This window comes from Pseudomonas sp. VS40, assembly GCF_018587885.1.
Taxonomy (GTDB): Bacteria; Pseudomonadota; Gammaproteobacteria; order Pseudomonadales; family Pseudomonadaceae; genus Aquipseudomonas; species Aquipseudomonas pergaminensis.
In genome coordinates, this window is sequence record NZ_JAGYWD010000001.1 from 921,574 (window position 1) to 934,325 (window position 12,752).

7 protein-coding genes are annotated in these 12,752 nt (G+C 57.0%); all 7 read left to right on the plus strand.

The features are described 5' to 3' along the window. Positions 1-36 precede the first annotated feature (36 nt). Positions 37-2,892, plus strand: coding sequence for a dermonecrotic toxin domain-containing protein (locus KHP07_RS04200; RefSeq protein ID WP_214496636.1), 2,856 nt, complete (start codon positions 37-39; stop codon positions 2,890-2,892). Between the two features lie 130 nt (positions 2,893-3,022). Continuing rightward, positions 3,023-4,624, plus strand: coding sequence for an ABC transporter substrate-binding protein (locus tag KHP07_RS04205; RefSeq protein ID WP_214496637.1), 1,602 nt, complete (start codon positions 3,023-3,025; stop codon positions 4,622-4,624). Between the two features lie 258 nt (positions 4,625-4,882). Next, on the plus strand, positions 4,883-6,511 hold the full coding sequence (locus KHP07_RS04210; protein WP_078046859.1) for an ABC transporter substrate-binding protein: 1,629 nt from the start codon (positions 4,883-4,885) through the stop codon (positions 6,509-6,511). 301 nt (positions 6,512-6,812) lie between these two features. After that, the gene (locus KHP07_RS04215) at positions 6,813-8,417 is read left to right on the plus strand and encodes an ABC transporter substrate-binding protein (protein ID WP_078046858.1); all 1,605 of its coding nucleotides are present in this window, start codon (positions 6,813-6,815) and stop codon (positions 8,415-8,417) included. A 170-nt stretch (positions 8,418-8,587) separates the two neighbouring features. Then, positions 8,588-9,985: an OprD family outer membrane porin gene (locus KHP07_RS04220; protein ID WP_099494036.1), complete on the plus strand. Its 1,398-nt coding sequence runs from the start codon at positions 8,588-8,590 to the stop codon at positions 9,983-9,985. A gap of 80 nt (positions 9,986-10,065) precedes the next feature. Continuing rightward, entirely contained in the window at positions 10,066-11,661 is a 1,596-nt protein-coding gene (locus KHP07_RS04225) for an ABC transporter substrate-binding protein (protein WP_214496638.1), read from the plus strand. A 76-nt stretch (positions 11,662-11,737) separates the two neighbouring features. Beyond that, positions 11,738-12,748 (plus strand): ABC transporter permease subunit, encoded by a 1,011-nt coding sequence (locus KHP07_RS04230; RefSeq protein WP_017739471.1) that lies wholly within the window; start codon positions 11,738-11,740, stop codon positions 12,746-12,748. Positions 12,749-12,752: the final 4 nt, after the last annotated feature.

Sequence of the window (12,752 nt, forward strand, 5' to 3'; positions counted from 1 at the left end):
ATGCCAGGGAGGCTCACTTGCCAAGAGCGATACAGAATGATCACGACTTCTTTACCCCCTGTTCTTACATCCGCACCCAAAACAACGAACGCCTCAACAACCCCAGCCTCAAACGCAACGCCCGCTAATGCCGAACATGAGGCCCGCCAAAAAAGCCTCAAGCATCGCAATCATCACGAAACGCTTATTCCGGGTCTGCCCTATAACCCTGGGATAGAGAAGTACATCGCCAAATCGACTGCTGGGTTCAAGACGCCCAGCCAGAACACGGCAGAGATTATTCAAGTAGAGTTAAAGAAGCGTTGGAGGAAGGATTTAGATCCCGATAACACGTTTATCGTCACGTTGAACTACGACCCCAAGAAGCCAAAGCCTACGAATGGCAAAGTCTTAAACAAAATATCCCTGACCCAAGCCGCACTGCATAACGTACAGCGCGCCAATCACAACGACGAACACCAGACCCCAGCCGAAAAAAAACGATCAACCCTGCACACCTGGCTCGATCGGCTGGCGCCCGTACTCCCTGTACCCGCAGTAGTTGACCAGATAGATACAGTCGCGCATCAGCCAACGACCTACGAAGGCATATTTGTTGGCGCGCAGCCCGGTCAACGGGAGGTGTACAACACGACAAACCTGTTGCCCCATCAACCTGCGGCCTTCCGAAACATCGTGTGGAACACTGAGTTCAGCAAACCCTACACCCAGTTCCTGAATGAGTTCTGGCCCGCCCATCAGCACAAATACGAACAAATGAGCAAAGCGTCCCTAGTGGCGAGTGCCTTGGGGCAATTTGAAAACGATAGTTTGAACGCCCGTGATACCGATTTGGTGATGCGCGCCGCCGGCCTGCCGTCGAACACGACCTGGAAGAACCTGAAGCTGGACGACCTGGGCCCCGCCACCACCAAGGATCCCGACGTGCAGGTAGGCTTGTTGAGCATCAATAGCTTCAAGTCTGTGAGCTTGCTGACTATCACTGACAAGAAAACCAGCTTCGATGCGAACGGTAAGCCGATCAACCGTACACTGCTTTACATACCCGGAAACTCCTCGCCGATTCATGGGTTCGACAGCCCGTCACAGATGAAGACCTGGTTGGCGGAACAGGCGGCGGATCCGGTCAAACGTGAAGCTTTATCGATGCACTTCTCCCAGCGCGATCAGGCTGATCGCTTTTTCTCTGAAGGGGTCAATCAAACGCTGGTAGGGATCGGCGGCTGGTCGAAAAAGGATGCACCCGATGCCAGCGTTCTGGAACGCCTGAATGAATTCGACCCAGAGCAGTTCATTAAAGTTGAACCGCTGGCTGGGGACCCCTTCATCGAAATGACCCAAAGGCAGAAAAAACGCTCATACGACGATGCCGAGACCGAAATAACCACGGATGGCGACGTCACCAAAGCCACTATCCTGGAAGTGTTGGAGACCACCACAAAAATCGCGTTGATGATGACGCCCCTGGCCGCCGTCATGCCCGAAGTGGCAGTGGGGTTGGAGGTATTTTATCTCACAGCCGGGGCGGCGGAAGCCGGGATTGGTGCAGACGACCTCAAGCATGGCAAGCCCGGTGGCGCCGACCATATTGTATTCGGTGTACTGAATGCGGCCCCCTTCATCGCAGGTGGCGCGAGCAAACTGATAAAGGCCGAGCAAGGGGCGACCCATCTGGTCGGCGATAGCATCGAGGCTTCCGTCAAAGAGCCAGTGGTGCCAGACGTCGAGACGCCAGAGAAGCCCATCGTCGTTGAGCCCCCCGTTAATCGACTCAGGCCGATACAGGCAGCTAACATCAGTCAGCACGCAGTGCCGAACGGCGAGCAACTGATCGAAGGGGCAACTCGCAATTCAAAAGGTATCTATCAAGTCAAAGCCGCTGATGGCACGGACCAATGGCTCATCCGTTACACCGATGACACCGGCGTTCCCAAGGTGTATGAGATCAAAGGTGATTTCAAACTGAGCAATGATTATGTACAGATCATTGATCGTTCGACGCGCAAGCCAGTGATGACCGTGCATTCCACACTGGACGGCGAATGGGCCCGAGAAATTGGCCCCGGTGGCGCGCGCAAGTGGCCGTGGCAGCGTACGCCATCGCCGACCCCGAGTAACGAGTTGAAGCTACCGCCCAAGTTTTCCGATCAATTCGTCACAGTCGACGGTTCGAAAATCCAGGGTGCCGAACCTTTTGACAAGTACTTTAATTTCGACACAAAAACAGACTATGTTTTGTCCACGACTAACTACGAAGAACAGGGTGCGATCAAGCAGAGCCTCAACGTTTCATGGACACAGGAAGAGGAAAACTTTGCAGTTCTGGCGGGCGAAAAAGCTACGCCTTATGAAGGTGGAAGTGACTACTATGATGGCTTTGTAAAAGATTCCAATCGAAGTAATTACAGCATCCGAACGACGACATCTACTGGGAGTACGGAACACACGTTGAGTAGCACAGGGCGCAGTTCCGCCGAGGAAATACAAGCTGACAAGATCAAACAATTCGAACAACTTATTCCAGATCCAGAATTGCGTGCACGTATTTCCGAAGTGGCTCACCAGGGATCCATGGGACCAGCCATGGAGCCATTTTTTGCACATAAAACAGCCTCTGGCGAATTCGAAAACCGCCTATTAACTGATAACGTACTTATCAGTAATCGTGACCATGTGCACTTTCACATCGACTACGACCCCTCCAAAAATGTCACCCACGTGACGGCCTCCGGGAACTATCGTCTCATGCACACAGAAGAGGGCGCGCTGGACAACATAAACATCCAGGCCAGGCGCACCTTTACTATTCACCACACCCCCTCGGCGGGCAGCCGCTACACGATCGACAAAAATGCGCCGACCCATTTCGAAATATCGGTTAAAACACCTTAAACATGGTGAAAAAACGAGGCGTGATTAGCGTTACCCCTCGGCCATCTACCTGAAAATGCTTAACGGCGGTAACCTCGGTTACCGCCGTTTTTCGTTCGGGCAGCATTTACCTGCCACCTCAGGGGTCTCCATGGAAAGAATTGCCTTAAAACCGCTCATCCTCGCCGCAGGCCTGCTGGCCTTCATGCCGCTGGCCCAGGCCGCCAGCACCCTGGTTTACTGCTCCGAAGCCAGCCCCGCCGGTTTCGACCCCAGCCAGTACACCAGCGGCACCGATTTTGATGCCTCTGCCGAAACCGTGTTCAACCGCCTCACCCAGTTCAAGCGCGGCGGTACCGAAGTCGAACCGGGTCTGGCGACCCGTTGGGACATCTCCAAAGACGGCCTGACCTACACCTTCCACCTGCGCGATGGCGTCAAATTTCACACCACCGATTTCTTCACCCCTACCCGCGACTTCAACGCGGATGATGTGCTGTTTACCTTCAATCGCCTGCTGGATGCGCAAAGCCCATTCCGCAAGGCCTACCCCTCCGAGTCGCCGTACTTCACCGACATGGGCTTGAACACCACGATCAAGAGCGTCGACAAACTCGACGAACACACCGTGCGCTTCAACCTGAATAACGTCGATGCGTCGTTTGTGCAGAACCTGGCCATGAGCTTCGCCTCGGTGCAATCCGCCGAGTACGCCGCGCAACTGCTCAAGCAAGGCAAGGCCGAAGAGATCAACCAGAAACCGGTCGGCACCGGGCCGTTCGTGTTCAAGCGCTACCAGAAGGACTCGCAGATCCGCTACGTGGCCAACAAACAGTATTGGAAGCCTGAGGATGTGAAACTCGACAACCTGGTGTTCGCCATTACCCCGGACGCCGCGTCGCGCCTGCAAAAGCTCAAGGCCGGGGAATGCCAGGTCAGCGGTTACCCGCGCCCTGCGGATATAGAAGTGATGAAGCAGGACCCGAACTTGCGCGTACTGCAGCAAGCCGGTTTCAACCTGGGGTTTCTGGCCTACAACGTGACACACCCGCCGCTGGACCAACTCAAGGTGCGCCAGGCCTTGGACATGGCCATCGATAAGCCGGCAATTATCAAGGCCGTGTACCAGAGCGCCGGGCAATTGGCGCAGAACGCGCTGCCACCTGCGCAGTGGTCTTATGACCCCAGCATCAAGGACGCACCTCACGATCCAGTGAAGGCCAAGGCGCTACTAAAAGAAGCAGGGGTTGCACCAGGCACCACCATCAACCTGTGGGCAATGACCGTGCAACGCGCCTCCAACCCCAACGCGCGCATGTCCGCACAAATGATCCAGCAGGATTGGGAAAAGATTGGCATCAAGGCCAATATCGTCAGCTATGAGTGGGGCGAATACATCAAGCGGGCCAAAAACGGTGAGCACGACGCCATGATTTATGGTTGGACCGGTGACAATGGCGACCCGGATAACTGGCTGGGCGTGCTCTACAGTTGTGCCGCGGTCAAGGGCAGCAACTACGCCAAATGGTGTAACCCGGCCTACGACAAGCTGGTGCAGCAAGCCAAGGTCAGTAATGACCGCGAGCAGCGTATCAAGTGGTATCAACAGGCTCAGAAAATCCTTAAGGAACAAGTACCTATAACGCCTATTGCGAACTCGACGGTTTTCCAACCGCTGCGCAAGGAAGTACAGGACTTCAAGATCAGCCCCTTTGGCCTGACGCCGTTCTATGGCGTGAGTCTAGATAAGTAACAGCAGCGCCCCAACCGAGTGCGCTAGACGCCTCGGTTGGTCATTTTTGGTGCGTCAGTTGCACCGAAAAAACCCTCAAAATATGCGCAAATATGTACAAACTTTCATAATTGCGACATTCCTGTACGTTCGTACCACTGTTTCACCCTCACAACGGTTCAGCATCTTGCAATGGGTATGGCGCCTGCATAAGTATCCGCAGGCCGACTCACGAGGTCGCCCTCACCACCAAAAATGACAACAAATCATGAGGCCAACATGCTTAAACACGCAGTCATTCCGTTAATTGTTAGCGCTGGCCTTATGGCCGCAGCTCCTTTCGCCCAAGCGGCGACTAACCTGGTGTTCTGCTCCGAAGGGAGCCCGGCCGGTTTCGACCCAGGCCAGTACACCACCGGAACAGACTTCGATGCCTCGGCCGAAACCATGTTCAACCGCCTGACCCAGTTCGAACGCGGCGGCACCGCTGTGATTCCTGGGTTGGCCACCAGCTGGGACGTGTCCCCGGATGGCTTGACCTACACCTTCCACCTGCGTGATGGCGTCAAGTTCCACACCACCTCGTACTTCAAGCCGACCCGTACCTTCAATGCCGATGACGTGCTGTTCACGTTCAACCGCATGATCAACAAGGACGATCCGTTCCGCAAAGCCTACCCCACTGAGTTCCCGTACTTCACGGACATGGGGATGGACACCAACATCAAGAACATCGAGAAGGTCGATGAACACACCGTCAAGTTCACCCTTGGCACCGTGGACGCCGCCTTCATCCAGAACCTGGCAATGAGCTTCGCTTCGATCCAGTCGGCTGAATACGCCGCCCAACTGTTGAAAGAAGGCAAGGCTGCGGACATCAACCAGAAGCCGGTCGGCACTGGCCCGTTCGTGTTCAAGAGCTACCAGAAAGACTCGAACATCCGTTACACCGGCAACAAGGACTACTGGAAACCTGAAGACGTGAAGATCGACAACCTGATCTTCGCCATCACCACCGACCCGTCGGTGCGTATCCAGAAGCTGAAGAAAAACGAATGCCAGATCACCCTGTTCCCACGTCCGGCCGACCTCAAGGCGCTGGAAGCGGACAAGGACCTGAAACTGCCGAACCAGGCCGGTTTCAACCTGGGCTATATCGCCTACAACGTCATGGACAAGGTCAAGGGCAGCGACCAGCCAAACCCATTGGCTGACCTGCGCGTACGCCAGGCGCTGGACATGTCGGTGAACAAGCAGCAGATCATCGATTCCGTGTACCAGGGTGCCGGCCAACTGGCCGTCAACGCCATGCCGCCGACCCAATGGTCGTATGACACCACCATCAAGGACGCCAAGTACGACCCTGAGAAAGCCAAGTCGCTCCTCAAGGAAGCCGGCGTCAAGGAAGGTACTGAAATCGTTCTGTGGGCCATGCCGGTTCAGCGTCCGTACAACCCGAACGCCAAGCTGATGGCAGAAATGCTGCAAAACGACTGGAAGAAGATCGGCCTCAACGTGAAGATCACCAGCTACGAGTGGGGCGAGTACATCAAGCGCTCCAAAGGTGGCGAGAACCAAGCCATGATCATTGGCTGGAGCGGTGACAATGGTGACCCGGACAACTGGCTGAACGTGCTGTTCGGCTGCGACTCGCTGTCCGGTAACAACTTCTCGAAATGGTGCGACAAGAAATTCGACGGCATCGTGAAAGAAGCCAAGGCCACGTCGGACGTCGCCAAACGCACCGAGCTGTACAAGCAGGCGCAACATATCCTCAAAGATGCAGTCCCGATGACACCTATCGCGCACTCGACGGTGTATCAACCCATGCGCAACACCGTGCAGGACTTCAAGATCAGCCCGTTTGGCTTGAACTCCTTCTACGGCGTGAGCGTAAGCGGCAAGTAAGAAGCCATGACGGCGACGTTTCATAACGTCGCCGTTATTGCATCCGCCTGGACCGTAGGAAACAGACCACGCTCGAAATCGTTGCGTCCTACAGCAATGAACTGCGATGTGTGTCTCCGTTGCCTACAAGGTCAATCCAATTTGGTGCATTTACTGCCAGGTCCACGACCCATAACGTCGTAGGACAGCGGAAGCTCCTTACATGGATAGGCACTTGCTGCGTGTGGGATCAGTGATGTCGCCCTGGCACGCCGGGGTGATTGCTCGCTGATGACAATTACAAACAAGGATCGGGATCGTCATGCGCCATACCACCGTTCTATCCGCAATTTTTGGCACCAGCCTGTTGGCTGCGGCCATGATGGGCCACGCCGCCGACAAGCGGAGCCTGGTGTTCTGCTCGGAAGGCAGCCCGGCAGGCTTTGACACCGCGCAATACACCACCGCCACCGATAACGATGCGGCCGAGCCGCTGTACAACCGCCTGGTTGAGTTTGAAAAGGGCGAGACGGGTGTCGTACCTGCGCTGGCAACCAAGTGGGATATTTCGCCAGACGGACTGACCTACACCTTTCACCTGCGTGAAGGGGTGAAATTCCACAGCAACAAGGAATTCAAGCCGACGCGCGACTTCAACGCCGACGACGTGCTGTTCACCTTCAACCGCATGCTTGACCCCGACCACCCGTTCCGCAAGGCCTACCCCACCGAGTTTCCGTACTTCAACGGGATGAGCCTGAACAAGAACATCGCCAAGGTCGCGAAAACCGACCCGCATACCGTGGTGATCACCCTGAACACGGTGGACGCCGCATTTATCCAGAACATCGCCATGAGCTTTGCCGCGATCCTCTCGGCCGAATATGCCGAGCAGTTGCTCAAGGCCGGCAAGCCCAGCGACATCAATCAGAAGCCGATCGGCACGGGCCCCTACGTGTTCCAGCGGTATCAGAAAGATTCGCAGATCCGTTACGTGGCCAACAAACAGTACTGGGACCCGAGCAAGGTCAAGCTGGACCAGTTGATCTTCGCCATCAACACCGACGCGTCGGTGCGGGTGCAAAAGCTCAAGGCCGGCGAATGCCAGGTGACCCTGCATCCGCGCCCGGCTGACGTCGATGCCCTCAAGGCCGACCCGAACCTGCAACTGCTGACCAAACCGGGTTTCAACCTAGGCTACATCGCCTACAACGTGCGCCACAAACCTTTCGACCAGCTCGAAGTGCGCCAGGCGTTGGACATGGCGGTGAACAAGCAGAGCATCCTGAACGCCGTGTACCAGGGTGCGGGGCAACTGGCGGTCAACGCCATGCCGCCGACGCAGTGGTCCTACGACGACAGCATCAAGGACGCCGCCTACAACCCGGAAAAAGCCAAGGAACTGCTCAAGGCCGCCGGCGTGAAGGAAGGTACCGAGATCACCCTGTGGGCGATGCCGGTACAACGGCCGTACAACCCCAACGCCAAGCTGATGGCCGAGATGCTGCAGAGCGACTGGGCCAAGATCGGCCTCAAGGTCAAGATCGTCAGCTACGAATGGGGCGAATACATCAAGCGCACCAAGAACGGTGAGCACGATGTGAGCCTGATCGGCTGGACCGGCGACAACGGTGACCCGGACAACTGGCTGGGCACCCTCTACAGCTGCGACGCCATCGGCGGGAACAACTACTCCATGTGGTGTGACCCGGCGTACGACAAGCTGATCAAGCAAGCCAAGGTCGTGACCGACCGCGAACAAAGGACTGTTCTGTACAAACAGGCGCAGCAACTGCTCAAGCAGCAGGTGCCGATCACGCCAGTCGCCCACTCGACGGTCAACCAGCCGTTAAGCGCCAAAGTCGAAGGGTTCAAGGTCAGCCCCTTCGGCCGGAACGTGTTCTCGGGCGTCAGTATCACCCCATAAGAAAATAACCGGATTGCGCAAGGCGAACCCCGCCTTGCTGCAAACGCGCGGCCTTTTGTTGGGATTTTTCCTACGCCAAACGTTTGCAAAGGCTTGAACGAGTTACACACCCAATAGCCGGATCACCAAAAAAGACCGGCATTAAAAAGAGAACCAAAGGAGCTTCACCCATGAAACTGAGCAGCAAAGCGCTTCTGGCCCTGGCCATCAGCAGCATCACGGCAACCGCCTACGCTGAAACCGCCAGCCAGGACTTCGTTCCAACCACATTGGCCGGCGCCAGCGCCCAAAGCGAGGCCAAGGGCTTTATCGACGGTCAAAGCCTGGGCGGTACCACTCGCAACTGGTATGCGAACGAAATGAAGTTTCGCAACGACCGTTTCAGCTATAGCAAAGACGGCGTGAAGACGCCGATCTCGCGCCGTATCAACTGGGCCCAGGGCACCATCCTCAACTACACCTCGGGCTTCACCCAAGGCACTGTCGGGGTCAGCACTGAAGTCGCAGCCTACAACTTCATCGCCCTCGACCGCGACCGCAAAGATATCGCCGGCGGTTCCAACCGTACCCTGGCGGATTCCGGCGGCGACGCTGTAGGCCAGTGGAGCAAACTGGGCCTGGCCAACGTCAAGTTCCGTGTTTCCAACACCACCTTGACCGCCGGTCGCCAGAACTTCAGCACCGGTATCGTCGACACCATCGGCAACCGTGCACTGCCATCGAGCTTCGAAGGTGTGAGCTTCAACAGCGAAGAGTTCAGCAACCTGTCGTTCCAGGGCGGCATCTTCGATCGCGTTTCGCCGCGTACCGAACAAAGCCTGTCGAAATTCCGTTCCGAGTACGGCAATGGCCAGGAAACCGACAAGGTCAAAACCCTGGGCTTCAACTACCAGCCGTTCAAGAGCCTGAAAACCAGCGTATTCGCCGCTAACGTCGAAGACTTCTGGAACCAGTACTACTTCGGTGCCACCCACGAATTGGGTGATGCACAGACCCTGGCACTGACCACCGGCCTGAACTACTACAAAACCACCGACACCGGCAGCAAGAAGATGGGCAACATCGACAACGACACTTACTCGTTGTCCCTGGGCTTGACCCACCAGGCCCACAGCCTGACCTTCTCGTACCAGGAAGTGAACGGTGACGAGTACTTCGACTACCTGCACGAAACCAACGGCATCTACCTGGCAAACTCCCTGACTTCGGACTTCAACAGCCCGAACGAGAAGTCTTTCCAGATCGCCTACGCCATCAACATGGCCGAATACGGCGTGCCAGGCCTGAAGTTCAACGTCTACTCGGCGCGCGGTTGGGGCATCGACGGTACTCACTACAACGGCACCGCCTACGGCGAAGCCGGCGCATCGCGTAGCGACCTGCGCCTGATGGACGGCGAGAAACACCAGGAATACGGCGTTGGTACTTCCTACGCAATTCAGAGCGGCCCGCTCAAGGCCACTACGATCCGTGGCACCTACGTGACTCACCGCGCCAGCGCCCAACAAGCTGACGGCAACATCAAAGAGTTCCGCCTGGTCACCACCATCCCGTTCAACATTCTTTAATTAGCGCCAGGTAAACGGCGGGCTCAGGACGAGCCCGCCGTCTACGCTTGTCTGGTCCCATCGATTGCAGAGGGCTATGAATGAAAATGCTTCCGCTACAAGCCACCATGGCCGCCGCGCTGTTGAGCGTGGCGATCGGCGTTTCGGCCAAACCACTGGTTGTCTGCACCGAAGCCAGCCCGGAAGGTTTCGACCCGGTCCTGTACACCACGGCCGTGACCGCAGACGCCGCCGCTGAAACCATGTTCAACCGTCTGGTGGACTTCAAGCCAGGCACCACTGAAATCGTTCCCGCGCTCGCCAAGACCTGGGAAATCAGTGACGACGGCCTGACCTATACCTTTCATCTGCGCGATGACGTCAAGTTCCACACCACCGACTATTTCAAACCCACGCGCAACTTGAATGCCGATGACGTGCTCTGGAGCTTCCAGCGCCAGTTGGACCCGAAACACCCTTGGCATAACAAATCCACCACGGGTTTCCCCTATTTTGAAAGCATGGGCTTCAAGGAACTGCTCAAAAGTGTCGAGAAGACTGATGACCACACGGTGGTCTTCACCCTGACGCGCCCTGAAGCACCGTTCCTGGCCGATGTCGCGATGCCGTTTACCGCCATCCACTCCGCTGAATACGCCGACAAACTGCTCGCCGCCGGTAAGACCGATGAGCTCAATAGCAAGCCGATCGGCACCGGCCCGTTCATCTTCATCCGCTACCAGAAAGATGCCCAGGTACGCTTCAAGGCCAACCCGGAGTACTTCCGTGGCAAGCCGCCGGCCGACCCGTTGATCCTGGCCATTGCGGTCGACAACAACGTGCGCCTGCAGAAGCTCAAGGCCAACGAATGCCAGGTCGCGCTATATCCCAAGCCGGATGACCTGCCCAGCATCAAGAAAGACCCGAACCTGAAGGTCGATGAACTGGCGGCGATGACCACCGCCTACACCGCACTGAACACCACCCACAAGTACATGAGCGACGCGCGGGTGCGTCATGCGATCAACATCGCGTTCGACAAAAAAGGCTACAACGAATCGCTGTACGGCAAAGGCAACGCTGTCGATGCCACCGGCCCGTTTCCCCCCACGCTGCTGGGCTTCAACGACAAGCTGAAAAACCCACCGCGCGACCTCGATAAGGCCCGCGCCCTGCTCAAGGAAGCCGGCGTGCCGGAAGGCACCGAGTTCACCCTGTTCACCCGTAACGGCGGCGGCCCGACCAACCCTAACCCGATGCTCGGCGCCCAGCGCATGCAGGCGGATCTGGCGCAGATTGGCCTGAAGGTGAATATCAAAGTCATGGAATGGGGCGAAATGCTCAAGCGTGCTAAAAACGGCGAGCACGACATGGTGTCCGCCGGTTGGGCGGGGGATAACGGCGACCCGGATAACTTCCTCACGCCGAACCTGAGTTGCGATGCAGCGAAAAACGGCGAAAACTACGCGCGCTGGTGTAACAAAGAGTTTCAAGACTTGATCGACAAGGCGCGCGCTATCGCTGAACCCGCACAACGCGCTGCACTCTATGAACAAGCCATGGACGTTTTCGACAAGGACCAACCATGGATTCCCATGGCTTACCCGAAAATGTTCACCGCCATGCGCAAGAACGTCGAGGGTTATACCCAAAGCCCTCTGACGAACAATAACTTCGCCACTACCCAGGTGAAGTAAATAAGAAAAACGCTCGGCACCGTCGACACTGACGGTGCCGAACCTGCCTAACCGGCTGATTGAGGTACACGACAAGATGTTTAGCTTTATTGCCCGCCGACTGGGGTTACTGATCCCCACGTTTTTCGGCATAACGTTGCTCACGTTTGCGTTGATTCGCATGATCCCTGGCGACCCCGTCGAAGTCATGATGGGCGAGCGGCGCGTCGACCCCGAGATGCACGCACAGGCAATGGAACGCCTTGGCCTTAACAAGCCGTTGTATGCGCAATACCTGGACTACGTCGGCAAATTGGCCCAGGGCGACCTTGGCGAATCGCTGCGTACTCGCACCAGCGTGTGGACCGAATTCACCGCACTCTTCCCGGCGACCCTGGAACTGTCCATGGCCGCCCTGCTGTTCGCCGGTATCCTGGGCCTGTTGGCCGGGGTGATCGCGGCCTTGAAGCGAGGATCCCTGTTCGACCATGGGGTGATGGGCATCTCCCTGGCGGGATATTCGATGCCGATCTTCTGGTGGGGCCTGATCCTGATCATGTTCTTCTCGGTAAGCCTGGGCTGGACCCCGGTTTCCGGGCGTATCGACCTGCTCTACGACATCGAGCCACGCACCGGCTTCATGCTGATCGACACCCTGCTGGCTGACGAGCCGGACGCTTTCTTCGACGCCCTGCACCACCTGATCCTGCCGGCCATCGTGCTCGGCACCATCCCGCTGGCGGTGATCGCGCGGATGACCCGTTCGTCGATGCTCGAAGTCCTGCGTGAAGACTATATCCGCACCGCCAAGGCCAAGGGCCTGTCGCCGGCGCGCGTGGTGTTCGTGCACGGCCTGCGTAACGCGCTGATCCCGGTACTGACCGTGGTCGGTCTGCAAGTCGGCACCCTGCTGGCCGGTGCGGTTTTGACCGAAACCATCTTCTCCTGGCCCGGCATCGGCAAATGGCTGATCGAAGCCATTGGCGCGCGGGACTACCCGGTGGTGCAGAACGGCATCCTGCTGATCGCCTGCCTGGTGATCCTGGTGAACTTCGTGGTGGATATCCTCTACGGCTTCGCCAACCCACGCATCCGTCACCAGCGCTGAGATC